The following is a 25700-nucleotide window of genomic DNA, read 5'->3' as shown; positions in this document are numbered from 1 at the left end:
CGGAGTCCCGGGCGAGGGCCCGGGTGAAGAGGGACTACTTGACGGGCGAGGAGACCGAGGTCGCCTTGATGGAACCGTCGATGATGCCCTTCTTGATGGTCTCGAGCTCGTCGGCCAGGGTCGGGGAGACCTTGGACTCGAAGTCGTGGAACGGCGCGAGGCCGACGCCCTCGTTTTCGAGGGTGCCGATGTACGCGGCGGCGTCGAACTTGCCGCCGCCGGCCTCGGTCACGGTGTCGGCGACGCCGGCCTTCATGCCCTTGAGGATGGAGGTGAGGAACAGGCCCTTGTTCTCGGCGTTCGTCTCGTACAGGTCGGCGTCGACACCGATCATGGCGATGTCCTTACCGGTCTCCTGGATCTCGGCGATCGCGCTCAGGAAGATCGGGCCACCGACCGGAAGGAGCACGTCGGCGTTCTGGTCGATGAGCGTGCGGGCGAGCTGCTTGGCGGTGTCGTTCGCCTCGAAGCCACCGGTGAAGGAACCAGTCTGAGCGGCGACGTCCCAACCGACGACCTGGACACTCTTGCCCTTCTGCTCGTTGTAGTACGCGACGCCCTCGGCGAAGCCGTCCATGAAGATCTGGACGGACGGGAAGGGCTGGCCACCGAAGGTGCCGACGACGCCGGTCTTCGAGTAGTCGGCCGCCGCGTAGCCCGCGAGGAACGCAGCCTGGACGGTGTCGAACAGGATCGGCTTGATGTTCGGGGCGTCGACCTTGCCGTCGAAGTCGTTGTCGGCCGCGTCGTCGATGATCGCGTAGTCGACGTCCGGGTTCGCGAGCGCTGCGTCGACCGTGTCGGCGGAGAGGGCGAAGCCGACGCTGACGATGAGCGAGCAGCCCTGGTCGGCCAGGCTCTGCAGGTTCGGCTTGTAGTCGTCGGCCTTGTCGGACTGGACGGTGATGGGCTCGACGCCGAGCTCCTTCGCCGCCTCGGTCAGACCCTCGTAGCCGAGCTGGTTGAACGACTTGTCGGTGAACCCACCGGCGTCGGAGACCATGCACGGGAGGAAGTCGGATGCGGCACCGGTCGAGCCGCCGTCGCCGGTGCTGGGAGCCGATGCGCAGCCGGCGAGCAGTGCCATGAGACCGACGCCGGCGATTGCGCCCGCAGCGGCCTTCCGAGTTGAGATTGCCAAGGTAGCCTCCAAGATGCAGCCCCGCGGGTCACGGGGCGTATGGGGTTACGTTACCCAATGCGACGACTGCCGAACGGACGATCCCGGCTTCGCGACCGAAGCGTTACAGAACGGTGGCACCGGCGTCATGCGCCGGAAACACGCGGATGCGCAGACGCGCATCGGGGCTGGTCGTCGCTGCGCAGGTGAGCAGGCCGAGCCGCCCGTCTGCCCGGCTTGCGCTCCGGGTGCCTGTGGTTCCCGCCTGGGCACCGAGCGCTGCTCGGTGCCCAGGCCGAACCGACCGGGGTCCCGGTCAGCGGCGGTCCAGCGTCAGGGTGTCGCCGGCCCAGCGCCGACGGAGCCACCGGTCGTGGCTCGCGATGACGACCGCCCCCGGGTAGTCGCCGAGGGCGTCCTCGAGCTCCGTCGCAAGCGCGAGCGACAGGTGGTTCGTCGGCTCGTCCAGGAGGAACAGGTGCGGAGGCCTCGCGATGATCAGCGCCAGGGCCAGACGGCGCTGCTGCCCGACGGAGAGCTGGCCGATCGGACGGTCGAGGTCGCGAAGTGCCAGGAGCCCGAGACCCGCGAGCGGGGTGCGCGCTGCACGCGCCTCGCCGAGCGTCCGGTCGTAGACCTCCCGAGGTGATCCCTCCGCGTCCGGGAACGCGACGTCCTGCTCGAGGAGCCCCACGCGGAGCCCCTTCCGCCGGAGGAGCGTCCCCGCATCGAGGCGCAGCGACCCGGCGAGGACCGCCAGGAGCGTCGACTTCCCCGAACCGTTCGCCCCGGTGACCAGCACCCGCGACCGGGGCGCCAGCTGCAGGCGTTCGAGGTGCAGCCGGCCGTCGACGCGGGCGTCGGCGAGGTCGAGCAGCTGCTCCCCCTCGTCGAGGACCGTCGAGCCGCTCGGGATCCCAGCGAACGAGAGTTGGCGAGGCGGGCGCCGCACCTGCTCGCGCTCGAGGACCTCGAGTCGGAGCTGCGCGTTCCGCACCCGCCGACTGATCTGCTGCTCGACGCGGTCGCCGCGCATGCCGAACGCCATCCGGTTGTTGTCGCGGATGCCCCGATCGTGGTTGATCCGCGGGGCCACGTCGTGCACCGCGGACGCGAGCCGTCGCAGCTCGGCCTGCTCCTCCTCGTAACGCGTCGACCACCGGTCGAGTTCCGCTGCCTTCCAGCCGAGGTACTCACTGAACGGCCCGCCGAACTCCACGACGGGTGACGCCTCGCCGACGGGGACCGGGCGGGACGGATCGATGTCGACGAGCCCCGTCGCCACCTCGTCGAGGAAGGCGCGGTCGTGGCTCGCGAAGAGCACCGGACCCGGCCACTCCGACAGGTGGCCGCGGAGGAAGGCGACCGCCTCGTCGTCCAGATGGTTGGTCGGCTCGTCGAGCAGCAGCGCGGTCGGTCTGGCGACGAGGAGCGCGGCGAGGGCGAAGCGGGATCGCTGTCCCCCGCTCACCCCACCGAGTCGTCGCGACCGTTCGATCGCGGCGATGCCGAGGCCGTCGACGACCGCGTCCAACCGGGCGTCCGCCGTCCAGACGTCGGCGCGTTCCGCCGCATCGAGCGCGGCGGCGTACCGCTGCTCGGCGGAACCATCACCGGCGGAACCCGTCTCACCGAGTGCCGCCGCCGACGTCTCGAGCTCCTGCTCGACGGCCCGGACCTCGCCGAGCGCCTGCTCCAGCAGCTCGCCGACCGTCGTGTCGTCCGGAAGTTCGAGTTCCTGCATGAGGATGCCGGTGCGAACCGGGCGGACGGCCTCGCCGTCGTCCGGCTCGTCGATCCCGGCGAGGATGCGCAGCAGCGTGGACTTCCCCGCGCCGTTCTCGCCGATCAGGCCGAGACGGTCCCCGGCCGACACGACGAGGTCGACGTCGCGCAACACGACGCGGTCGCCGTAGGAGCGGGTGACGCCGTCCGCGCGGAGCTGCTGGATGTCGATGGATCGCCCGAAGGTCGATGCGGCGCGACGGTGGACTGGTGTTGCGTGGGTCATGGGTGCTCGCATGGAGGCCCCTTTCGAGATGGGGCACGCCGCGTACGGTCGTCGTCCGACACGTCAGGAGCGAGCGCTGGGCTCGAACTCCTGGGCGGACCTGGAAGCGTCTGGCGTACCTCGATGGATTCCCGCCGGGCGCATCACGTTCGTGATGGTCTGCCGCAGGCGCGGGACGTCGATTCGCTCAGTTCTTCACAGTGATCTCAGGCTATCCGTCGGTTGTCGACCGCCGCAAGCCCTTCGCGTCACCGGTCCCGATTAGGCTGGTCGTCATGCGTGCTCCGTCGGTCCCCTCGCCCGCGCGGCGTCGCCGTACGCATCGATCGGCCGCGGCCGCGCTGCTCACCGCGCTCGGCATCGGTGCGCTCGTCGCGCTCGGCGCACTGCCGACCACGCCGACGACCGCGGCCGCTGCGAGCTCGCAGTTGAGCCGGACGCAGACGACGCCGACGCCCACCCCGAGTCCCTCGCCGACCACGCCCTCGACGGCGACCCCGAAACCGACGAAGCCGACGACGCCGGCTCCCAGCAAGCCTGCCCAGCCGACACCGCCCACGGTCCGCGGTACGGACTTCGACCCGGGCGAGATCATCAGCGACGAGAACTTCTACGACGCGAACGCCATGAGCGAGGCGGACGTCCAGGCGTTCTTCGCCTCCCAGCCCTGTACCCCGAAGGACGGCGTGCCGTGCCTGGCGGACTTCCGTGCCAGCACCGAGTCCGTCCCGGCTGCCGAGCCCGGACACTGCGAGGCCTACCGCGGCGCCGTGAACGAGTCGGCGGCGAGGATCGTCGCGAAGGTCGCCCACGCGTGCGGGATCAACCCCAAGGTGCTGCTCGTCCTCATGCAGAAGGAGCAGTCGCTCATCACCGGGCCGAGCGAGTACGGCTACGCGCGCGCCATGGGTTGGGGCTGCCCCGACACCGGCCCGAACTTCAGCGCGAGCTGCGACGCGGACTACTTCGGGTTCCAGAACCAGGTCTACCGTTCCGCATGGCAGTTCCGGCAGTACACGCTGTACCCGCTCAACGTGCCGGGTGAGTCCTACCAGCGGGCGTACCACCTGGGATCGGTCTACATCCAGTACAGCCCCGATGCGGCCTGCGGCGGCACCCAGGTCGACATCCGCAACCAGGCGACGGCCAACCTCTACCTCTACACGCCGTACCAACCGAACGCTGCAGCCCTCGCGAACGTCTCGGGCACTGGCGACGCCTGCAGCGCCTACGGCAACCGCAACTTCTGGCGGCTCTACACGGAGTGGTTCGGCCCCGCGGTCTGATCACGCGTTCCGTTCGCCCATTCCTGGGCGAATCAGGGCCCGTTCGCCCGAAGATGGGCGAACGAACGGGTCACTCGCCGATGAGGAGTGAGACGCGGTCGTCGAGGTAGGCGTCGAGCGGGGTGAGCCCGAGGTCGTGCCCGGCCCAGCGGAGCATGACCGTATCGTCGACGAGTCGCAGCGGACCCGACCCCTCCCGGAGTGACCCCTCGTCCAGCGCGAGCTCGACGACCTCGAAGTTCACGACGTCGCCCTCGGCGAACGGACCGCGATGGGCCGCCTGCTGCGCGATCCGACGGTGCTCGACCTCCGAGGAGCGGTGGTTGAACCACTTCGGCTCCACGGCCCGGGTGGACTCGGCGGCGGTGAAGAGGCGACCGTCGGCCGAGAGCAGGACGACCCCGAGGCGCCACGCCCGGCCGATCGGCCGCAGCGCGGGTGCCCGCTTCACGAGCGGGAGCCCGCGGGGTGTGTACACCTCTGCCAGGGCCTCGTCACGCACACCTGCGGCTTGGAGACGCGCGCCCGCCTGCAGGAGCAGCTCGCGCAGCGCGGTCACCGTCGGTCGCCGATCAGAGGACGTCGTCGCGACCGGACAGCTTGAGGGCGTCCACGACGCTCTTCACCCGCTGCGCGTTGGCGCTCGTGGTGACGAGCAGGGCGTCCGGGGTGTCGACGACGACGATGTCCTGCACGCCGATGAGGCTGATGACCCGACCGGTCTGGCTGACGACGATGCCGCTGGAGGCGTCCGACAACACCCGCGCGTTCTCGCCGAGGATGGCGAGGTCGGACTTGCGCCCACCGGAGTTGAGCTTGGCGAGCGAGGCGAAGTCCCCCACGTCGTCCCAGTCGAAGTGCGCCGGCACGACGGCCATGCGACCGGCAGCCGCGGCGGGCTCCGCCACGGAGTAGTCGATCGCGATCTTCTCGAGCGCCGGCCAGACGCGGTCGACGACCGGTCCGCGGGCCGCCGCGTCGTCCCAGACCTCGGCGAGTTCGAGGAGGCCCGCCAGGAGTTCGGGCTTCTGCCGACCGATCTCCTCGAGGAGGACGTCGGCCCGCGAGATGAACATCCCGGCGTTCCAGAGGTGCTCGCCGCTCGAGACGTACCGCTTGGCCGTGGCGAGGTCGGGCTTCTCGACGAAGGAGTCGACCAGCATGACCCCTTCGGCCCCGCGGATGCCGAGGTCGCGGGCGCTCTTGATGTAGCCGAAGCCGATGGCGGGCTCCGTGGGCTGGATGCCGATCGTGACGATGTAGCGCTCCTCGGCGGCAGTGACAGCCTGGGCGACGGCGGCGCGGAACAGGCGGTCGCCGCGGATCACGTGGTCGGCGGCGAACGAGCCGACGATGACGTCGGGTTCGCGGCGGACGAGGATCGCTGCGGCGAGCCCGATCGCGGCGGTCGAGTCGCGCGGTTCGCTCTCGAGGACGACGTTGGCGTCGGCGAGGTCGGGCAGCTGCTGTTCGACGGCAGCGCGGTGCGCACGCCCGGTGACGACCATGATGCGCTGGTCGCCGGCGATCGGCGCGAGGCGGTCCCAGGTGGCGCGCAACAGCGTGCTGCCGGAGCCGGTGAGGTCGTGCAGGAACTTGGGTGCGTCGGCTCGCGAGAGCGGCCAGAGACGACTGCCGATGCCGCCGGCCGGGATCACCGCGTAGAAGCGTTCGAGGGGCGTGGTCATCCCCCGAGCGTACCGCCAGGCTCCAGCCTGACGACGACGGCACGGAACCGTCATGTGACGGGATTACGATGAGCGCCAGATCGAGCATGAGAAAGAACGGTACGAGCATGGCTGGACGCAACGTCCTCGGGATCCCGATCCCGTCCTTCGGCAGCAAGCAGGCTCCGCCGGCCCCCGTCGGCCCGCCTGACGCCGCGGACCTCGACGGGCGCAACAGCATCGTCAACGCCTGCATCTACCGCCACGGTTCCCGCAGCTCGACGCTCACCTCGCTCGAGGACACCTTCCGCGCGCTCCACGAGACCCCGGACGGCGTCGCGTGGATCGGGCTCTACCGGCCCGACGCCGGCGAGCTCGGCGTCCTGGCGGCGGAGTTCGGCCTCCACCCGCTCGCCGTCGAGGACGCGATCACCGCGCACCAGCGGCCGAAGATCGAGCGGTACGACGACGTCCTGTTCGTCGTCCTCCGGGCCGCCAACTACGTCGACGAGACCGAGACCGTCGAGTTCGGCGAGCTGCACGTCTTCGTCGGCCCGAACTTCGTCATCACCCTGCGGCACGCCGAGTCCCCCGACCTGTCGCACGTGCGGGCGCGGATGGAGCAGGAGCACGAACTCCTCGCCTATGGTCCGCAGGCGATCCTGTACGCCATCATCGACGCCGTCGTCGACGGCTACGGTCCGGTCGTCGCCGGGCTCTCGAACGACATCGACGAGATCGAGGAGCAGGTCTTCGTCGGCGAATCCCAGGTGTCCCGCCGCATCTACCAGCTCTCCCGCGAGGTCATCGCCTTCGAACGGGCGACGCACCCGCTCAGCGACGTGATGCTGTCGCTCGAGCAGGGCAGCGCGAAGTACGGGGTCGCCGACGAACTGCAACGCGGCCTCCGCGACGTCGCCGACCACCTCACGAGCGTCAACCAACGGATCGACGCCTACCGCGAGCTGTTGCGCGACATCCTGACCGTGAACAGCACCCTCGTCGGGCAACGCCAGAACGAGGAGATGGCGAAGATGACCGAGGCCAGCCTCAAGCAGGGTGACGAGGTGAAGAAGATCTCCTCCTGGGCCGCCATCCTGTTCGGCCCGAGTCTCATCGCGGGGATCTACGGCATGAACTTCACCCACATGCCGGAGTTGTCGTGGTGGTTCGGCTACCCGATGGCGCTCGCGCTCATGGCCACCACGAGCGTCATCCTCTACAAGGTGTTCAAGCGACGGAACTGGTTGTGAACACCCGGTGTCGCCCGGTCGTCGCGCAGATGTCCGGCCTCTCTCGACGTCGAGACAGTTAGGCCAGCCTTAGCGGCGGGACGGCGCATCCCACGCCTACACTTGGTCCAGCGCGCCGATTCGACGCACGGCAGGCAACAACCCCCGCACGGCAGAACGATCTGCCGCAGATAGCGACTATCAGGGAGGACCTCGTGACCGCGAGTCTCACGCGAACGTCACCGTTGGAATCCACGACATCCAAACGCCCGGCCGGCACCCTGTACCGGGGCCGTGAGGGCATGTGGTCGTGGGTGCTCCACCGGATCACCGGCGTCGCCATCTTCTTCTTCCTCCTCGTGCACGTCCTCGACACCGCGCTGGTGCGGGTCTCCCCCGAGGCGTACAACGCGGTCATCGGCACGTACAAGAACCCCATCATGGGGCTCGGTGAGGTCGCGCTCGTCGCCGCCATCGCCTACCACGCGTACAACGGCATCCGCATCATCCTCATCGACTTCTGGTCGAAGGGCACCAAGTACCAGCGGCCCATGTTCTGGATCGTCATCGGTCTCTGGGTCGTGACGATGCTCGGCTTCACGCCGCGCCACCTGATCAACGTGTTCAGCGAGATGGGCCACTGATGACGACGATCGCCGCTCCCCGCACCCCCGCTCGTCCCGCGCGCCGCAAGGGCGTCAACTGGGAGAAGTGGGGCTGGATCTACATGCGCGTCTCCGGCGTGATCCTGCTGGTCCTCATCTTCGGCCACCTGTTCGTCAACCTCATGGTCGGCGACGGCATCAAGGCCATCGACTTCGCCTTCGTCGGCGGCAAGCTGTCGAACCCCTTCTGGCAGTGGTGGGACGTCGCCATGCTGTGGCTCGCGCTGATCCACGGCGGCAACGGTATGCGCACCATCGTCAACGACTACGCCACGGGTCGCACGATCCGCGGTGTCCTCAAGGTCGCGATCCTCGCCGCCGTCACCATCCTCATCATCCTCGGGACCCTGGTCGTCTTCACCTTCGACCCGTGCCCCGCCGGCGCACCTGCAGACCTGCTCGCGTCGTTCTGCCCCGCCAACTGAGCAACCGAGACCGAGCAACGGAAACCGTGACTACAGAAACCACCGAGTCCACCGTCATCGACGGCATCCATTACCACCAGTTCGACATCGTGATCGTCGGTGCCGGCGGTGCCGGCATGCGCGCCGCGATCGAGGCCGGCCCCGGAGCGAAGACGGCCGTCATCTCCAAGCTCTACCCGACGCGGTCCCACACGGGAGCGGCGCAGGGCGGCATGGCCGCTGCGCTCGCGAACGTCGAGGAGGACAGCTGGGAGTGGCACACCTTCGACACCATCAAGGGCGGCGACTACCTCGTCGACCAGGATGCTGCGGAGATCCTCGCGAAGGAGGCCATCGACGCGGTCATCGACCTCGAGAACATGGGTCTGCCGTTCAACCGCACCCCCGAGGGCAAGATCGACCAGCGTCGCTTCGGCGGCCACACCCGCGACCACGGCAAGGCGCCGGTCCGCCGCGCCTGCTACGCGGCCGACCGCACTGGCCACATGATCCTGCAGACGCTGTTCCAGAACTGCGTCCGCCTCGGCATCAACTTCTTCAACGAGTACTACGCACTCGACCTGATCATGACGAACGTCGACGGCGTCGACAAGCCGTCCGGTGTGGTCGCGTACGAGCTCTCCACCGGCGAGATCCACGTCTTCCAGGCGAAGGCGGTCATCTTCGCCACCGGTGGCTTCGGCAAGATCTACAAGACGACCTCGAACGCACACACCCTCACGGGCGACGGCGTCGGGATCATCTGGCGCAAGGGTCTCCCGCTCGAGGACATGGAGTTCTTCCAGTTCCACCCCACCGGCCTCGCCGGTCTCGGCATCCTCCTCACCGAGGGAGCCCGAGGCGAGGGTGCGATCCTCCGGAACGCGAGCGGTGAACGCTTCATGGAGCGGTACGCCCCGACCATCAAGGACCTCGCCCCGCGAGACATCGTCGCGCGCTGCATGGTCCAGGAGGTCGCGGAAGGCCGCGGTGCCGGGCCGAACAAGGACTACGTCTACCTCGACTGCACCCACCTCGGTGCCGAGGTCCTCGAGACCAAGCTGCCCGACATCACCGAGTTCGCGCGCACCTACCTCGGCGTCGACCCGGTGACGGAGCCCGTCCCGGTCATGCCGACGGCGCACTACGCCATGGGCGGCATCCCGACGAACGTCAAGGCCGAGGTCCTGAGCGACAACAACACCGTCGTCCCCGGCCTGTACGCGGCCGGCGAGTGCGCGTGCGTGTCCGTCCACGGCTCGAACCGACTCGGCACGAACTCGCTCCTCGACATCAACGTGTTCGGCAAGCGCGCCGGCAACAACGCCGTCGAGTACGTCCAGGGCGTCGACTTCACGCCGCTGCCCGAGAACCCCGCCGGCTTCGTCTCCGGCCTCATCGAGCAGATGCGGAACTCCAACGGCACCGAGCGGATCTCCACGATCCGCAAGGAGCTCCAAGAGGAGATGGACCGCAACGCCCAGGTGTTCCGGACCGACGAGTCCCTCGCCGGCGTCACCGCCACCATCCACAACCTGCGCGAGCGGTACCAGAACATCGCCGTCCAGGACAAGGGCAAGCGCTTCAACACCGACCTCCTCGAGGCGATCGAGCTGGGCTTCCTGCTCGACCTCGCCGAGGTCGTCGTCTACTCCGCTCGCAACCGTCAGGAGAGCCGTGGCGGTCACATGCGCGACGACTACCCGAAGCGCGACGACGAGAACTACATGAAGCACACGATGGCGTACCTGTCCGGCGACCCGCACTCGTCCGACGCGGCCGACCACATCCGGCTCGACTGGAAGCCCGTGGTCATCACGCGGTACCAGCCGATGGAGAGGAAGTACTAGCGATGAGCACTGCAACGCTCGAGAACCCGCCGGCCGCGGCACCGGAGGAGATCCAGTCCTTCACGGTCACCCTGATCATCCGTCGGTTCGACCCGGACGTGGACGCCGAGCCGCGCTGGGAGGACTTCGACGTCGAGATGTTCCCGACGGACCGCATCCTGGACGCGCTCCACAAGATCAAGTGGGAACAGGACGGGACCCTCACGTTCCGTCGCTCCTGCGCGCACGGCATCTGCGGCTCCGACGCCATGCGGATCAACGGCCGGAACCGCCTCGCCTGCAAGACGCTGATCAAGGACCTCGACATCTCGAAGCCGATCTACGTCGAGGCGATCAAGGGTCTGCCGCTCGAGAAGGACCTCGTCGTCGACATGGACCCCTTCTTCGCGTCGTTCCGTGAGGTGCAGCCGTTCCTCATGCCCGGTAAGCCCGCGGAGAAGAACAAGGAGCGCGTGCAGTCGGTCGCCGAGCGCGCCCGCTTCGACGACACCACGAAGTGCATCCTGTGCGCCGCGTGCACCTCGTCGTGCCCCGTCTTCTGGACCGACGGCCAGTACTTCGGCCCGGCGGCGATCGTGAACGCGCACCGCTTCATCTTCGACTCCCGCGACGACGCGTCGCAGGTCCGCCTGGACATCCTCAACGACCAGGAGGGCGTGTGGCGCTGCCGCACCACCTTCAACTGCACCGAGGCGTGCCCCCGCGGCATCCAGGTCACGCAGGCGATCGCCGAGGTCAAGCAGGCCATGATCTCCGGCAAGGTCTCCTAGCCCACACCCGGTTCGCCCGTCCGGCCCAGCGCGATGCGCTGGGTCGGACGTGTTCGTACAGGGCGACCTGTGCGTCGAGCGACGTCAGGCCAGCGCAGCAGCTCTGGCTTCAGCCGGTGACGCCGCACTCAGGGCGTCCATGGCCATGGCGCGGGCCGCCTCGAGCGTGTAGCGACGCAGCTCGCTCCGGACGTCGCCGAGCGCGGCCGGGGTGACCGAGAGACTCGTCGCCCCGAGGCCGACGAGCACGACCGCGAGGGCCGGATCCGCTGCCGCCTCCCCGCAGACGCCGATCGACCGCCCGGAGGCGAGACCGGCGTCGCCGACGAGCTTGACGAGCCGCAGCACGGCCGGGTGCCACGGGTCCTGGTACGACGCGAGCGGCCCGAGCAGACGGTCTGCCGCGAGCGTGTACTGCGTCAGGTCGTTGGTCCCGATGCTCACGAAGTCCGCGACCCCGAGGATCTGCGCGGCGAGCAGCGCGCTGGACGGCACCTCGATCATCGTCCCGACCGTCCGCAGGCCGAGCCGCTTGGCGAGGGTCACGAACGCCGCAGCCTCGGGAAGGTCGGCGATCATCGGGGCCATCACCCAGAGGTCCGCCTCGTGGGCGTCCTGTGCGAGCGCGAGCGCCGTGAGCTGGTCTCGGAGCACCTCGTCACGAGCTCGCAGCGCCCGGATACCCCGCATCCCGAGCGCCGGGTTGGGCTCGGCCTCGTCCGGTCGGAGGAAGGCGAGCTGCTTGTCGGCTCCGGCGTCGAACACCCGGACGACGACGCGCTTCCCCGGGAACGCCGCGAGCAACTCGCCGTAGCGGTCAGCCTGCTCGGCGACGCCAGGCGCCGCCGCGCGGTCCAGGAAGAGGAGCTCGGTGCGGAACAGCCCGACCCCCTCGGCTCCGAGGGCCAGCGCACCGGCCGCACCGGCGACGGACCCGAGGTTCGCGAGCAGGGGCACCGGGGTGCCGTCGGCGAGTTCGCCCGGCGAGCGCGGCGAGACCCGCACGCGCTCGGCCGCGGTGGACCTGGCGGACCGCACCTCGCGTTTCGTCGGCGACCCGGTGACGACCCCGGCTCCGGCGTCGACGAGGACGATCTCACCGTCCTCGAACTGCTCGGCTCCGGCGACGCCCACGACGGCGATGAGCGACTGCTCGCGGGCGAGGATGGCCGTGTGCGAGGTCGCCGAGCCGCCACTCGTCACGAGTGCCAGCACCCGATCGAGGTCGAGGAGCGCGGCGTCCGCCGGAGCGAGGTCCGCAGCGACGAGGACGAACGGCTCGTCCGACTCGGGCGGGCCGGGGACGGGTCGGCCGAGCAACCGCGCGATGACCCGTTGTGAGACGTCGCCGACGTCGGTCGCGCGCGCCGCCATCGGCTCCCCCAGGTTGAAGAGGACCTGCTGGACCGTCGCCAGGGCCTCGAACACGGCGCGCTCCGCGGAACGCCCCGCCGCGATGCGCGTGGCGACGTCCTCTGCGAGCGCCGGGTCGTCCGCCATGACCGCCTGCGCTTCGAGCACGTCCTGCGCATGTCCGCCGGCTCGTCGAGCCCGCTCCTCGAGGTCGGCCCGCGTCGCGCTGAGCGCCGCGACGGCCCTGGCCTGTTCGAGCGCGACGTCCCCGCCGAACGGGTCGGCACTCGGTTCGGGCAGCGGCTCCGGCATGCGGAGCACGGGACCGGCGACGACGCCGCGTCCGACGCCGGTGCCGGTGAACGTGCGTTGCCCCTCCGCCTCGCGCATGGTTCGACCCTAGTGCACCGCCTCTCCCCCGGTCCGGCCCGCTTGTAGGCTGGTCCGGTGACCAATCCGCGTGCGCCGAGGAAGGACTCCGCCGACGCGCCGGACGTCGGTACCGCGCCCAGGGTGCGGCTGCAGCAGACGCCACCGCCACTGGTGTTCCAATGGATCCAGAACAGCGAGAACCCGTTCATCCGACGGCTCGCACCCCGCGCGGCGAGAGCGGAGCGCGCCACGACGTGGGTCATGCGATTGAAGCCCTATCGCGTCATCCATCGGTATCTCGCCATGGACGGCAACCTCCTGGCCGCCGGGATCAGCTTCCAGGCCGTCTTCGCCGTGTTCGCCGCGGTCTACGTCGGATTCGCCATCACCGGCATCTGGCTCGGCAACAACGCCGAGGTCTTCCAGGCGCTGGTGGAGATCATCAACCGCGCCGTCCCCGGCCTCATCGGCACCGACGGCGAAGGCATCATCGCCGAGGAGCAGTTGTCGAGTGCCTCCCTGCTCGGCTGGACCGGGGTCATCGCCGCCGTCGGTCTCATCTGGACGGCGATCGGTTGGCTGTACTACACCCGGCAGGCGGTCAGGTCGATCTTCGCGCTCCCGAAGGTCGCCGCGAGCTTCTTCCTGCTGAAGGTCGTCGACCTCGTCCTGGCACTCGCCTTCGGCGTCCTGCTCCTCGTCTCCGCGACGCTGTCGGTCGCCAGCACCCAGGCACTCAGCTGGCTGCTGTCGCTCGTCGGCTTGGAGGGCACCTTCTGGGTGACCGTCGGCAGCCGGGTCGTCGGGCTGGTCGTCGCGGTCGTCGTGAACCTCGTCACCCTCGGCGCCATGTACCGCGTGCTCAGCCGGATCCGGATCCCGTGGCGCAACCTCTTCGGCGGCGCGCTCCTCGGCAGTCTGGTGCTCTCGCTCCTGAGCGTCGCCAGCAGTGCGGTGATCGCCGGAGCCTCCCGGAATCCGCTGCTCGCGACCTTCGCGGTGTTCATCGGCCTCATGCTGTGGTTCAACCTCGTGAGCCGCGTCATCCTCGCCTCCGCCGCCTGGATCGCCGTGGGGCTCGACGACCAGGGCATCAGTGTGCGCACGACGACGCCGGAGGAGCAGGCGGCCGAAGAGCTGGCGGCCAGACGACTGATCGCCGAAGCGGAACTGCGGGAGGCTCGCGAGTCCCTCCGGCGCGCCAAGGGTCCGGCGGTCTGGTTCGCCCGCCGGCGCGTCCGGCACGCCGAGGAGGCCTCGGCCGAGCTCATCCGACAGCACGGGGAAGCCCCCGAGTCGCCAGCATCGGACGCGTCGGACCCGCCCCATCGCCGACGCCCGGGCGGACGCCGGGGCCAGGGCGTTGTCGGCCCCCGCGACTAAGCTGGAGGCATGTCTGCACCCCTCCGCATCGCCAGTGTCAACGTCAACGGAGTCCGCGCGGCCTTCCGCAAGGGGATGGGCGACTGGCTCGAAGACCGCGGGGTCGACATCCTCGCTCTGCAGGAGGTCCGCGCCGCGACGAGCGACCTCGAGACGCTCTTCGGACCGGAGTGGAACATCCTGCACGATGCCGCGACCGCCAAGGGGCGTGCCGGCGTCGCGATCGTCAGCCGTCGCTCGGCGGGCATCCACCGCGTCGCCCTCGGAGCGGACGACTTCGACAGCGCGGGTCGGTGGATCGAGGCCGACTTCGACATCGACGGCACCCTCGTCACGGTCGTGAGCACCTACGTGCACTCCGGCGAGGTCGACACCCCCAAGCAGGTCGAGAAGTTCCGCTTCCTCGAGGCGATGCTCGAGCGGCTGCCCGCACTGCGCGAGCACAACCCGCTGTCCCTCGTCGTCGGCGACCTCAACGTGGGCCACACCGAGCTCGACATCAAGAACTGGAAGGGCAACGTCAAGCGTGCCGGCTTCCTGCCTGCCGAGCGGTCCTACTTCGACCGCTACCTCGGCCCGGCGGGCGAGACCGTGACGGGCGTCGACGGCGTGACCGGCACCGGCCTCGGCTGGGTCGACATCGGACGCCAGTCCGCCGGTCAGGTCCCCGGTCCCTACACCTGGTGGTCCCAGCGCGGCCAGGCCTTCGACACCGACACCGGATGGCGCATCGACTACCAGCTCGCCACCCCCGAGCTCGCGGCGCTCGCGTCCGGTTACACGATCGACCGGGCCGCGGCATACGACCAGCGATGGTCCGATCACGCCCCCGTCGTCGTCGACTACGCCGTCTGACCCTCCGGCATCACGCCACCCCACCACTCCGTGCCCCGGCTCCGGCCGCTCATCCCTCTGCGAGAACCCACATGACCAAGCCACGCCTGTACTCCGGCATGCAGCCTTCCGCCGACTCGCTCCACCTCGGCAACTACATCGGTGCCCTCCTGCAGTGGAAGCAGATGCAGCAGGAGCACGACGCCTTCTTCAGCATCGTCGACCTGCATGCGATCACGGTGCCGCAGGACCCCGCCGAGCTCCGCGAGAAGACCCGTCGCACGGCCGCTCAGTACATCGCCGCAGGCATCGACCCCTCGGCGTCGACCCTGTACGTCCAGTCGCACGTCCCGGCGCACGCGCAGCTCGCCTGGGTGCTCAACACGATCACCGGCATGGGTGAGGCCGCGCGCATGACGCAGTTCAAGGACAAGTCGGCCAAGCACGGGCGCGACGCCTCGTCGGTCGGGCTCTTCGCCTACCCGATCCTCATGGCTGCCGACATCCTGCTCTACCAGACCGACATCGTGCCGGTCGGCGACGACCAGCGCCAGCACATCGAGCTCACGCGCGACCTCGCCGAGCGGTTCAACGCCCGCTTCGGCGACACCTTCGTCGTCCCGAAGGCGCAGATCCAGAAGGACTCCGCGCGCATCTACGACCTCCAGAACCCGACGTCGAAGATGTCCAAGTCCGCCGAGACCCCGGCAGGCATCATCTGGTTGCTCGACGAGCCGAAGGTCACGCAGAAGAAGATCATGCGTGCCGTGACCGACAACGACGGCGTCATCGCCTTCGACGCGCAGGAGAAGCCCGGCGTCTCGAACCTGCTGAGCATCTACTCCGCGATCACCGGCTCCCCCATCGAGGCCGTCGTCGGCGAGTTCGAAGGTCGTGGCTACGGCGACCTCAAGAAGGGCCTCGCCGAGGTCGTCGTGGGCGAACTCGAGCCGGTCCGTGCCCGCGCGCTCGAGCTCCTCGACGACCCCGCCGAGCTCGACCGCCTGCTCGCGGTCAACGCCGCGCGCGCGACCGAGGTCGCCGAGCAGACCCTCGCCGAGGTCTACGACCGCGTCGGACTCCTCCGCCCCGCCTGATCCCGCCGTCCGTTCGCCCATCTTCGGGCGAACGAGGGCTCCGTCGCCCGAAGATGGGCGAACGGACCACGACAGAACGGGCCGCCCTCCGCGAGGAGGACGGGCCGTTCCGGTCGGTCGTGACTACTGCACGTCGTCGTCGACCCAGTCGAAGGTCTTCGTGACGGCCTTCTTCCAGTTGCGGTAGAGGCGGTCGCGCTCTGCGGAGTCCATGTTGGGCTCCCAGCGCTTGTCCTCCTGCCAGTTCTTCGCGAGGTCGTCGAGGTCGGACCAGAAGCCGACGGCGAGACCGGCCGCGTAGGCCGCGCCGAGCGCCGTGGTCTCCGCGACGACCGGTCGGATGACCGGGACGCCGAGGATGTCGGCCTGGAACTGCATGAGCGTGTCGTTGGCGGTCATGCCGCCGTCGACCTTGAGCTCCGTCAGCGGGACACCAGAGTCGGCGTTGACGGCGTCGATGACCTCGGCCGTCTGGAACGCGGTCGACTCGAGGGCGGCCCGGGCGATGTGGCCCTTGTTGACGTAGCGGGTGAGCCCGACGAGCGCACCGCGGGCGTCCGGACGCCAGTACGGCGCGAACAGCCCGGAGAACGCCGGCACGAAGTACGCGCCACCGTTGTCCTCGACGGTCTTGGCGAGCGCCTCGACCTCGGGAGCGGAGGAGAACATGCCGAGGTTGTCGCGCAGCCACTGGACGAGCGAACCGGTCACGGCGATCGAACCCTCGAGCGCGTAGTGCGGCTTCGCGTCGCCGAGCTTGTAGCCGAGCGTCGTCAGCAGACCGTTCTCGGAGTGGACGATCTCCTCACCGGTGTTGAAGATGATGAAGTTACCGGTGCCGTAGGTGTTCTTGGCCTCGCCCTGCTGGAATGCGGCCTGACCGAAGGTCGCCGCCTGCTGGTCGCCGAGGATGCCGGCGATCGGCGTCTCGCGGAGGAGGCTGTCGTCGGACGCGTGGCCGTAGATCTCGGAGGAGCTCTTGATCTCCGGGAGCATCGACTTCGGGACGCCGAACGCCTTGAGGATCTCGTCGTCCCACTGCAGGGTCTCGAGGTCCATGAAGAGCGTGCGCGAGGCGTTGGTGACGTCGGTGACGTGCACGCCGCCGTTGACACCACCGGTGAGGTTCCAGATGACCCAGCTGTCGGTCGTGCCGAAGAGGAGGTCGCCCGCCTCGGCCTTCTCGCGAGCACCCTCGACGTTCTCGAGGATCCAGACGATCTTCGTGCCGGAGAAGTAGGTCGCCAGCGGCAGGCCGACGGTCTTCTTGAAGCGCTCGACGCCACCGTCCGCAGCGAGGCGGTTCACGATGTCCTGCGTGCGCGTGTCCTGCCAGACGATCGCGTTGTAGACGGGCTGACCGGTGGTCTTGTCCCAGACGACGGCGGTCTCGCGCTGGTTCGTGATGCCGATGGCCGCGATGGCGTGCCGGGTGATGTTGGCCTTGCTGAGCGCCTGGCCGATGACCTCGCGGGTGTTGTTCCAGATCTGGTTCGGGTTGTGCTCGACCCAGCCGGCCTTCGGGAAGATCTGCTCGTGCTCGAGCTGGCCCGTCGAGACGATCGATCCGCTCTTGTCGAAGACGATGGCCCGGGAACTCGTCGTCCCCTGGTCGATTGCGATGACGTAGTCCGCCATTGGATACTCCTTCGTTGCGTGCGTTGCGAGGTGAGGCACCGGAACCGGTACCCCGGGGTGCCGCGGCGGTGATCGTGTCCGGTCACCGCCGCAGCGTCAGGTCAGACGGCCGGGAGCAGCACCATCGAGGCGAGGGCCGCGAGGACACCACCGAGCAGGGGGCCGACGACCGGCACCCAGGCGTAGGACCAGTCGCTCTTGCCCTTGCCCTTGATGGGGAGGAGGGCGTGGGCGATGCGCGGACCGAGGTCACGTGCCGGGTTGATCGCGTAGCCGGTCGGGCCACCGAGGGAGGCACCGATACCGACGACGAGCAGGGCGACGGGAAGGGCGCCAAGGGCTGCGAGTCCTCCGGGCACGCCCTCGATGACCACCGCGTCGGGGCCGGTCTTGCCGAAGGACATCACGACGAAGACGAGGACGAAGGTCGCGATGACCTCGGTCACGAGGTTCCAGCCGTAGCTGCGGATCTCCGGACCGGTCGAGAAGACGCCGAGCTTCTTGCCCGGGTCCTCCTCCTGGTCGAAGTGCTGCTTGAAGGCGAAGTACGTCAGCACGGCACCGATGAAGGCACCGACCATCTGCGCCGCCCAGTAGACGAGCGCCGTACCGAAGTCGATCGACCCCGTGGTGAGGAAGCCGATCGTGACGGCGGGGTTCAGGTGTCCGCCGGAGGCGTAGGACACCGTGACACCGGCGAAGACCGCGAGGCCCCAACCGAAGTTGATGAGCAGCCAGCCGCCACCGAGGCCCTTGGATTTCGTGAGGATCGCCGTGGCGACCACACCGGTACCGAGGAGGACGAGCATCGCCGTCCCCACGGTCTCGGAGAGGAAGATGGTTCCGAGGTTCATGTCTTCATTGACCTTTCATAGGTGTGGCCGTGTGGGGGCCGACGCCGCGGCGCGAGCCCCCGCTGGGCGAGGTTGCACTGACCAGATGCTTGTAAGGTAGCCAGCTCCTGTTGCACAGGACAAGGGCCTTGCCTGCACATTCGTGCATTATGAGAACGCCGGGGCCTCCTTGGCGGCGTCGACCCGGAGGTCGACCTGGTGGGCGTCGCGCAGGCGGTCGAGCGCTGCGGTGATCTGCGCGGTCCGCTCGGCGTCGTCCCACCCGAGGACACCGCCGACGACGCGGGCGATCTCGTCGACGAGGTCGGCGGTCAGCGATCCGGTGAAGGCGAGGCTCGTGCGGCGGTGCAGCACGTCGGAGAGGTGCACGACCTGCTCCTGCTCGACGAGGTACTCCAGCTCCTGCACGCTGTAGTCGGCAGCGCCCTGCAAGCGGTCGTCGCCGTGCTCCGACAGGTGCTCGAGGAGTGCGGCGGCCTTCGTGCCGTACCGGTTGAGCAACTGCTCGGCACGCTTGGCACCGGTGCCGTCCTCGTGCGCGGCGACCCAGGTGCGCGTCGCCGAGTCGGTGCGCGGGAAGCCGGCTCCGCCGCCGATCGCGAGTCCGAGGGTCTCCACGGGGCGCGGGGCCCCAAGGGTGTTGAGCACGTCCGTGCTGAGGTGCTCGGCGAGTGCCCGGAAGGTGGTCCACTTGCCACCGACGAGGCTGAACACGGTGGTGGACGGACGTGCAGCGGCGGCCCGGCGCTCGATCCGGTAGTCGCGCGACACGAAGCCGGGGGCCTCGTCGTCGTGCTTCGGGAGCGGGCGGATGCCGGAGAACCGGTAGACGATCTGCTCGCGCGAGGTCGCGATGGTCGGGAAGACGTGCTTCACGAGGTCGAAGAAGTAGTCGACCTCCTCCTCGGTGCAGACGCTCGGGGTGCTCGGGTCGGCGTCGATGTCGGTCGTGCCGACCATGACCTTGCCCTTGAGCGGGTAGATGAGGACGATGCGGCCGTCCTCGTGCTCGAAGAAGATCTCGCGCCCCTTGGTGGCCGCGTAGAGCTCCGCGTTGTCGAGGACGATGTGCGAGCCCTTCGTGCCACCCATGTAGGTCGTCGGCTCGCCGAGGCCGGCGTTCGTGAGGTCGGTCCAGGGGCCGGAGGTGTTGACCACGACGTCACTCGTCACGGTGAAGGTCTGGCCGGTGACGGTGTCGCGGAGCTCGACGCCGTCGGCTCCCATGCCGACCGCCTCGACGTAGTTGACGGCGCGAGCGTGCGGGCCGGCGGCGAGGCCGTCCATGAGGACGTCGAGTGCGAGACGCTCCGGGTCGTGCATGGAGGCGTCGTAGTAGGTCGCCGTGTACTTGAGGCCCGGGTTCATCTTCGGCAGGTCGGCGAGGGACTTCTTGCGGCCGTGGAAGCGGTGACGCGGCACGCTGCCACCGTCGCGGGAGAAGGAGTCGTACGCGGTGAGACCGACCTTGATGAGCAGCGCACCACGCTCCTGCGGCTTGCCCTGCTTGTGGGTGAGGAAGCGCAGCGGTGCGGAGAGGATCCCGGAGAAGGTCGAGAAGATCGGGACCGTGGTCTCGAGCGGCTTCACGTAGTGCGGGGCGATCTTGATGAGTCCGTTGCGCTCCTGCACCGACTCCTGGACGAGGCGGAACTCGCCGTTCTCGAGGTACCGGATGCCGCCGTGGATCATGTGGCTCGACGCGGCGGAGGCTCCGGAGGCCCAGTCATTGCGTTCCACGAGCGTGACGTCGACGCCCTGGAGCGCGAGGTCGCGGAAGGTCGCGATGCCGTTGATGCCGCCGCCGATGATGAGCACCGACGCCTGCGGGCGGTCGATGACGGACTGGACGGTGGAACGGGGAGCTGACGACTTGAGGGACATGAGATGCCTCGCTTCTTCGCGGTTGGTACGCGACGCTGCCGGGATTGCGCGCCGCTGAATGATGTGACTGAATACATCGTGACACCCGCTGCAACTCTGAACAGCTCTAGTGAACAAACGTGCAAGGAGACCCGATGTCGCTCGCAGACGCGCTCAGCCAGCCGGACCGGACGGCCGAGGCACTCCGCGCCGCACAGCTGTATTACGTGCAGGACCTCACCATGGAGGCCATCGCCCAGGAGCTCCACACCTCGCGGTCGTCGGTGTCCCGCCTGCTCGGATATGCGCGGGAAAGCGGCCTCGTCGACATCCAAGTGCGCTCCCCGCACGACATGCCGTCGCGGCTCGAGGCGGAGTTCCGCGACCGCTTCGGCGTGACCGCCCACATCGTCCCGGTCCCCGACCACACGAGCGACATCGACCGACTGGAGCGCGTCGCCCTCTCGGCTGCACGTTTTCTCGGCTCGGTGTTCGACTCGAACATGACGCTCGGCCTGGCATGGGGCTCGACCGTGAGTGCGGTGGCGAGGCACCTCACCCCCAAGCGGACCCACAACTCGCAGATCGTCCAGCTGAACGGTGCGGCCAACACACGCACCTCGGGCATCCTCTACGCGAGCGAGATCCTGCATCGGTACGCGGACGCCTACGGGGCCTACGCTCAGCAGTTCGCGGTGCCGGCCTTCTTCGACGACCCGTCGACAAAACTCGCCCTCTGGCGGGAGCGCAGCATCCGACGCGTGCTCGAGATCCAACGCCGCATGGACGTCGCGCTGTTCGGTCTCGGTTCGCAGCTGTCGGGTGTGCCCAGCCACGTCTACGTCGGCGGCTACCTCGACGACAGCGACTTCGAGGCGCTCGCGAGCGCCGGTGCCGTCGGGGACGTCGCGACGGTGTTCTTCCGGGCCGACGGTTCCTGGCGGGACATCCCCTTCAACAACCGTGCATCCGGGCCCGACCTCGACGTGCTGCGCGGCGTCTCCCGACGGATCTGCGTGGTCGCGGGAGCCGCCAAGGTGCCCCCGCTCCTCGGGGCGTTGGCGGGCGGGCTCATCTCCGACCTCGTGGTCGACGAGGGAACCGCCCGCGCGGCGATCGACCAGCACGACGCCCAGCGCTGACCCCGGCCGCATCAGGCGCTGCAACCGGGCGTCATCCGAACTGGGAATAGGGCACCCACTCAGCCCGTTGACCTAGAATCGACAACACGTAACGTGCTCCGGGGTCGGTGAGAGTCCGAACCGGCGGTGATAGTCCGCGACCCGTGTCTCGCGCAAGCGAGGCCCGGTTGACCTGGTGGAACTCCAGGACCGACGGTTATGAACGCGTCTGCTCGCAGGCGGCGTTCGAGTCCGGATGGAAGGAAGCACGGGCGTCGGCCGATGGTCGACGCCGGCGAGCACCTGCCCGCGACCCCGGAACTCGTGTCAGTACCGACCGAGATGACGGACAGATGAGCGCAGGAACCGAGGCACCGCAGGCGAGTGTCCGCGAGGAGCAGGCCATGCTGCGCGCGCTCGAACTCGCCGCCAACGGCCCGGCCCGCGGTGTCAATCCCCGGGTCGGCTGCGTCATCCTCGACGCCGACGGCACCGTACTCGCCGAGGGCTGGCACCGTGGAGCCGGCACCCCGCATGCGGAGGTCGACGCCCTGTCCCACCTCGCTCCCGGAGCGGCCCGCGGCGCGACCGCCGTCGTCACCCTGGAACCCTGCAACCACACGGGCCGGACCGGACCGTGTGCCGTCGCCCTCCTCGAGGCCGGCGTCGAGCGCGTCGTGTTCGCCGTGGACGACCCCGGCCACCACTCCGGAGGTGGAGCGGAACGACTCCGCGACGGCGGCGTCACCGTCGTGGGCGGTGTGCTCGCCGGACCGGCGGAGGACCTCCTCGGTGACTGGCTCACCAGCGCCCGCCTCGGGCGTCCGCTCGTGACGGTGAAGTGGGCCTCGAGTCTCGACGGGCGGATCGCCGCGAGCGACGGCACGAGCCGCTGGATCACCGGCGATGCCGCGCGCGACGACGTCCACCGTCGACGGGCCGCCCACGATGCGATCCTCGTCGGCACGGGGACGGTCCTCGCCGACGACCCGAGCCTCACCGCTCGCGACGACCACGGCGACCTCTTGCCCGAGCAGCCCCTGCCCGTCGTCATGGGCGATCGCCCGATCCCCCTGGACGCCGCCGTCCACCGCCACCCCCGGCCGGTCGTCGTCCACCACGGGCATGATCCGGCTGCGCTGCTCGCCGAACTCCGCGCCGCGGGCGTCCGGAGCGTCTTCATCGAGGGCGGCCCGACCATCGCCACGGCGTTCCTCCGCGCAGGACTCGCCGACACGGTCCTCACCTACCTCGCCCCGGTGCTCCTCGGCGGCCCTCGCCTCGCGATCGGCGACCTCGGTGTCGACACCATCGGCGAAGCGATCCGCCTCACCACCGTCGGCGTCGAACCACTCGGCGACGACCTCCTCGTCATCACGACACCCGACCGCAGCGCCTCCGCCTCGGCCGCCCACGACCTCACCGCCTGACCCCCAGAGAACGGACCACCCATGTTCACGGGCATCATCGAAGAACTCGGCACCATCGTCGCCATCGACCACGGCGAGGACTCGGCACGTTTCACCGTCCGCGGCCCGCTCGCCCTCGAGGGCACCCGGCACGGGGACTCCATCGCCGTGAGCGGTGTCTGCCTCACCGTCGTCGAGCAGACCGGCGAGACGTTCACGGCCGACGTCATGGCCCAGACCCTCGCGATGAGCTCGCTCGACGGCGTCACGGTCGGATCTCCGGTCAACCTCGAGCGTGCGGCCCGCGTCGGCGACCGCCTCGGCGGCCACATCGTCCAAGGCCACGTCGACGGCACCGGCACCGTCCTGGCCACGGTGCCCGGCGAGGCCTGGCGCGTCGTACGCGTCTCGCTCCCCGCGGCACTCGCGCCGCTCGTCGTCGACAAGGGGTCGATCACCGTCGACGGCGTCTCACTCACCGTCAGCGCCATCAGCGCACCGGATGCACCGGAAGCCTGGTTCGAGGTGTCCCTCATCCCCGAGACGCTGGCCGCGACGACGCTCGGCGACCGGGTCCCCGGCGACCGTGTGAACCTCGAGACCGACATCCTCGCCCGGCACGTCGAGCGAATGCTCGCATTCAGCCGTCTCGAGTCGGCACTCCCCAGCAGCATCGACCAGGATCCGCGGTCCGCGGCTCCGGTCGGCACCACCGCCACCGGAAGGGGCAACGCATGAGCATCGCCAGCATCCCGGAGGCCCTCGAGGCACTCCGCCAGGGCCGTCCGGTCATCGTGGCCGACGACGAAGGCCGAGAGAACGAGGGTGACGTGATCCTCGCCGCGGAGTCCGCCACCCAGGAGTGGATCGCGTGGACGGTCCGACACTCCTCCGGATTCATCTGCGCACCGATGACGAACGAGATCGCCGACCGCTTGGCCCTCCCGCCGATGGTCGCGCTCAACGAGGACCCCAGAGGCACCGCGTACACCGTCACGGTCGACGCGGCCGACCGACTCAGCACCGGCATCAGCGCCGCCGACCGCGCCCACACCCTGCGCGTGCTCGCCGACCCGGCGTCCGTGCCGGCCAACCTCTCGCGCCCCGGACACATCGTGCCGTTGCGCGCCGTCGACGGCGGGGTGCGCGAACGCGACGGCCACACGGAGGCGGCCGTCGACCTGATGAAGCTCGCTGGGCTCGTCCCCGTCGGGGCGATCTCCGAGATCGTCGCCGACGACGGCGAGATGATGCGTCTGCCCGGCCTCATCGCCCTCGGGGAGCGGGAGGGTGTGCTCGTCACGACGATCGCCGCGCTCATCGCCTTCCTTGAGGAGAACCCCGACGCGGCCGCGGTCTGCGCCGAGGAACGCGCCGCCCAGGCGGCCATCCCCGAATCGTCGAACGTGTCGTTCGAGGTGGAGACGACGGTCCCGACGACGCACGGCTCGTTCCGGTTGCGCGCCTACCGCGACCGCAGGACCGGCGCAGACCACGTCGCCATCATCGCCGGCGACCCGCAGGCCACCGGCGCGCTCGTGCGCGTCCACTCCGAGTGCCTGACCGGTGAGGCGTTTGGCTCGCTCAAGTGCGAGTGCGGTCCGCAGCTCGACAGCGCCCTCGACACCATCCAGCGTCACGGCGGTGTCGTCGTCTACCTGCGCGGGCACGAAGGGCGCGGCATCGGCCTCGTCAACAAGCTGCGCGCCTACCGGTTGCAGGAGGACGGTCTCGACACCCTCGACGCCAACCTCGCACTCGGGCTGCCGGCCGACGCCCGCGACTACACGGCGGCGAGCGCGATCCTGACGGACCTCGGCATCACCTCCGTACGCCTGCTCTCGAACAACCCGGAGAAGGAGCGACAGCTCACGAACCACGGCATCGCCGTGAGCGAGCGCGTCCCACTGGTGGTCGGCGTCGGCCTGTTCAACGAGGGCTACCTCGAGACGAAGCGCGACCGCATGGGCCACAGCATCGGGTTCGAGCTCGCACCGGAACCGCACCCCCACCAGTAGTCCACCGCCGCCCTCGATTCACTCGAGGAGCGAGCACCACCAACCCCTCGACGCGCTCGAGGGAAGAAGACAGGAGACCGCATGAGCGGCGAAGGATCCCCCACCATCAGCGTCGACGGCACCGGCCTCGACATCGTCGTCATCGCCGGCACCTGGCACGAGACCATCACCGACGGTCTCATCGCCGGAGCCGTCAAGGCCCTCGATGCGAGCGGTGCCAACCACCGCCTCGTGCGGGTCCCCGGGAGCTTCGAACTCCCGGTCGTGGCCAAGGCCGCCCTCGAGGCCGGGGCCGACGCGGTCGTCGCGTTGGGCGTCATCATCCGTGGCGGCACGCCGCACTTCGAGTACGTCTCCGACGCCGCGACGAGTGGCCTCACGCAGGTCAGCATCCAGACGGGCAAGCCCGTCGGCTTCGGCGTCCTCACCCTCGACGACGAGAAGCAGGGGCTCGACCGCGCAGGGCTGCCCGGGTCGAAGGAGGACAAGGGGGCGGAGGCCGCCGATGCCGCCGTCGCCACCGCGGTCGTCCTCCGCGAGCTGCGCGGCTGACCCGACCAGAGGCGCACCACGCGGCATTCCGGTATCGGCATTCGCCCTGCCGGGCAACCGAATACCGGAATGCCGCACTTCGGCGTACAGTGTCATGGTCCTGCCACAAGCGGGCGAACCTCTGATCCTGCCGTCGTCGGCGGGCGTGCGCGACCGGTGCTGATGCTTCGACGGCGTCCATTCCCGAACCGAAACGCGCAC

Annotated in this window: 22 protein-coding genes and 1 riboswitch; of the genes, 14 read left to right on the top strand and 8 right to left on the bottom strand. The window is 69.3% G+C overall.

Annotated features, from left to right (window positions below; genetic code table 11):
* Positions 1 to 34 precede the first annotated feature (34 nt).
* Together IFU11_RS06295 and IFU11_RS06290 are read right to left on the bottom strand one after the other, a co-directional pair.
* Positions 35 to 1141, bottom strand: coding sequence for a BMP family lipoprotein (locus IFU11_RS06295; protein WP_198425059.1), 1107 nt, complete (start codon positions 1139 to 1141; stop codon positions 35 to 37).
* 295 nt (positions 1142 to 1436) lie between these two features.
* Complete coding sequence (locus tag IFU11_RS06290; RefSeq protein WP_240044044.1) at positions 1437 to 3143, bottom strand: ABC-F family ATP-binding cassette domain-containing protein; 1707 nt, start codon at positions 3141 to 3143, stop codon at positions 1437 to 1439.
* Positions 3144 to 3406: 263 nt separating this feature from the next.
* Here IFU11_RS06290 and IFU11_RS06285 point away from each other — a divergent pair, with 263 nt between their 5' ends.
* Positions 3407 to 4417, top strand: a complete 1011-nt coding sequence (locus tag IFU11_RS06285) for a hypothetical protein (protein WP_191941489.1) — start codon at positions 3407 to 3409, stop codon at positions 4415 to 4417.
* Between the two features lie 70 nt (positions 4418 to 4487).
* On the opposite strand, the gene IFU11_RS06280 is transcribed toward IFU11_RS06285, so the two are convergent.
* Both IFU11_RS06280 and IFU11_RS06275 read right to left on the bottom strand, forming a co-directional pair.
* Complete coding sequence (locus tag IFU11_RS06280) at positions 4488 to 4976, bottom strand: hypothetical protein (RefSeq protein ID WP_191941490.1); 489 nt, start codon at positions 4974 to 4976, stop codon at positions 4488 to 4490.
* Between the two features lie 13 nt (positions 4977 to 4989).
* Positions 4990 to 6105: a mannose-1-phosphate guanylyltransferase gene (locus IFU11_RS06275; protein WP_064294827.1), complete on the bottom strand. Its 1116-nt coding sequence runs from the start codon at positions 6103 to 6105 to the stop codon at positions 4990 to 4992.
* A gap of 107 nt (positions 6106 to 6212) precedes the next feature.
* Between IFU11_RS06275 and corA the strand changes: the two genes are divergently transcribed.
* The 5 genes from corA to IFU11_RS06250 all read left to right on the top strand — a co-directional run bounded on the left by corA (position 6213) and on the right by IFU11_RS06250 (position 11005).
* Positions 6213 to 7337, top strand: coding sequence for a magnesium/cobalt transporter CorA (gene corA / locus IFU11_RS06270; RefSeq protein ID WP_085512255.1), 1125 nt, complete (start codon positions 6213 to 6215; stop codon positions 7335 to 7337).
* A 194-nt stretch (positions 7338 to 7531) separates the two neighbouring features.
* Positions 7532 to 7960, top strand: a complete 429-nt coding sequence (sdhC, locus tag IFU11_RS06265; protein WP_255376691.1) for a succinate dehydrogenase, cytochrome b556 subunit — start codon at positions 7532 to 7534, stop codon at positions 7958 to 7960.
* Entirely contained in the window at positions 7960 to 8406 is a 447-nt protein-coding gene (locus IFU11_RS06260) for a succinate dehydrogenase hydrophobic membrane anchor subunit (protein WP_064294824.1), read from the top strand. Before sdhC ends, IFU11_RS06260 begins: the two co-directional genes overlap by 1 nt.
* A gap of 26 nt (positions 8407 to 8432) precedes the next feature.
* The gene (sdhA, locus tag IFU11_RS06255) at positions 8433 to 10235 is read left to right on the top strand and encodes a succinate dehydrogenase flavoprotein subunit (RefSeq protein WP_086474106.1); all 1803 of its coding nucleotides are present in this window, start codon (positions 8433 to 8435) and stop codon (positions 10233 to 10235) included.
* 2 nt (positions 10236 to 10237) lie between these two features.
* The gene (locus tag IFU11_RS06250) at positions 10238 to 11005 is read left to right on the top strand and encodes a succinate dehydrogenase iron-sulfur subunit (protein ID WP_064294822.1); all 768 of its coding nucleotides are present in this window, start codon (positions 10238 to 10240) and stop codon (positions 11003 to 11005) included.
* Positions 11006 to 11089: 84 nt separating this feature from the next.
* Here IFU11_RS06250 and ptsP read toward each other — a convergent pair whose 3' ends face one another.
* Positions 11090 to 12748 carry a phosphoenolpyruvate--protein phosphotransferase gene (gene ptsP / locus IFU11_RS06245; RefSeq protein WP_192018484.1) on the bottom strand — a complete coding sequence of 553 codons (1659 nt, stop codon included), beginning with the start codon at positions 12746 to 12748 and terminating at the stop codon, positions 11090 to 11092.
* Positions 12749 to 12805: 57 nt separating this feature from the next.
* Between ptsP and IFU11_RS06240 the strand changes: the two genes are divergently transcribed.
* The 3 genes from IFU11_RS06240 to trpS all read left to right on the top strand — a co-directional run bounded on the left by IFU11_RS06240 (position 12806) and on the right by trpS (position 16044).
* Positions 12806 to 14113 carry a YihY/virulence factor BrkB family protein gene (locus IFU11_RS06240; protein ID WP_192018483.1) on the top strand — a complete coding sequence of 436 codons (1308 nt, stop codon included), beginning with the start codon at positions 12806 to 12808 and terminating at the stop codon, positions 14111 to 14113.
* Between the two features lie 9 nt (positions 14114 to 14122).
* The gene (locus tag IFU11_RS06235; RefSeq protein ID WP_079707339.1) at positions 14123 to 14968 is read left to right on the top strand and encodes an exodeoxyribonuclease III; all 846 of its coding nucleotides are present in this window, start codon (positions 14123 to 14125) and stop codon (positions 14966 to 14968) included.
* A 71-nt stretch (positions 14969 to 15039) separates the two neighbouring features.
* Entirely contained in the window at positions 15040 to 16044 is a 1005-nt protein-coding gene (gene trpS / locus IFU11_RS06230; RefSeq protein ID WP_079002883.1) for a tryptophan--tRNA ligase, read from the top strand.
* 123 nt (positions 16045 to 16167) lie between these two features.
* Here trpS and glpK read toward each other — a convergent pair whose 3' ends face one another.
* The 3 genes from glpK to IFU11_RS06215 all read right to left on the bottom strand — a co-directional run bounded on the left by glpK (position 16168) and on the right by IFU11_RS06215 (position 20420).
* The gene (glpK, locus tag IFU11_RS06225) at positions 16168 to 17682 is read right to left on the bottom strand and encodes a glycerol kinase GlpK (protein WP_079707342.1); all 1515 of its coding nucleotides are present in this window, start codon (positions 17680 to 17682) and stop codon (positions 16168 to 16170) included.
* Between the two features lie 101 nt (positions 17683 to 17783).
* Complete coding sequence (locus tag IFU11_RS06220; protein WP_079002885.1) at positions 17784 to 18536, bottom strand: MIP/aquaporin family protein; 753 nt, start codon at positions 18534 to 18536, stop codon at positions 17784 to 17786.
* A 147-nt stretch (positions 18537 to 18683) separates the two neighbouring features.
* Positions 18684 to 20420: a glycerol-3-phosphate dehydrogenase/oxidase gene (locus IFU11_RS06215; protein WP_137243437.1), complete on the bottom strand. Its 1737-nt coding sequence runs from the start codon at positions 20418 to 20420 to the stop codon at positions 18684 to 18686.
* A 134-nt stretch (positions 20421 to 20554) separates the two neighbouring features.
* Between IFU11_RS06215 and IFU11_RS06210 the strand changes: the two genes are divergently transcribed.
* From IFU11_RS06210 to ribH, 5 genes are all read left to right on the top strand, one after another.
* On the top strand, positions 20555 to 21541 hold the full coding sequence (locus IFU11_RS06210) for a sugar-binding transcriptional regulator (RefSeq protein ID WP_064294816.1): 987 nt from the start codon (positions 20555 to 20557) through the stop codon (positions 21539 to 21541).
* A gap of 90 nt (positions 21542 to 21631) precedes the next feature.
* Positions 21632 to 21793: riboswitch (FMN riboswitch) on the top strand.
* 80 nt (positions 21794 to 21873) lie between these two features.
* The gene (gene ribD / locus IFU11_RS06205) at positions 21874 to 22950 is read left to right on the top strand and encodes a bifunctional diaminohydroxyphosphoribosylaminopyrimidine deaminase/5-amino-6-(5-phosphoribosylamino)uracil reductase RibD (protein WP_244631685.1); all 1077 of its coding nucleotides are present in this window, start codon (positions 21874 to 21876) and stop codon (positions 22948 to 22950) included.
* 21 nt (positions 22951 to 22971) lie between these two features.
* Positions 22972 to 23667: a riboflavin synthase gene (locus tag IFU11_RS06200; protein WP_192018482.1), complete on the top strand. Its 696-nt coding sequence runs from the start codon at positions 22972 to 22974 to the stop codon at positions 23665 to 23667.
* Positions 23664 to 24947, top strand: coding sequence for a GTP cyclohydrolase II (gene ribA, locus IFU11_RS06195; protein WP_137243439.1), 1284 nt, complete (start codon positions 23664 to 23666; stop codon positions 24945 to 24947). Before IFU11_RS06200 ends, ribA begins: the two co-directional genes overlap by 4 nt.
* A gap of 81 nt (positions 24948 to 25028) precedes the next feature.
* Positions 25029 to 25499: a 6,7-dimethyl-8-ribityllumazine synthase gene (gene ribH, locus IFU11_RS06190; RefSeq protein ID WP_064294813.1), complete on the top strand. Its 471-nt coding sequence runs from the start codon at positions 25029 to 25031 to the stop codon at positions 25497 to 25499.
* The last annotated feature ends 201 nt before the right edge of the window (positions 25500 to 25700 follow it).

Source organism: Plantibacter sp. CFBP 8804 (genome assembly GCF_014841225.1).
Classification (GTDB): Bacteria; Actinomycetota; Actinomycetes; order Actinomycetales; family Microbacteriaceae; genus Plantibacter; species Plantibacter auratus.
This window is presented reverse-complemented; position numbering and strand designations above follow the sequence as displayed.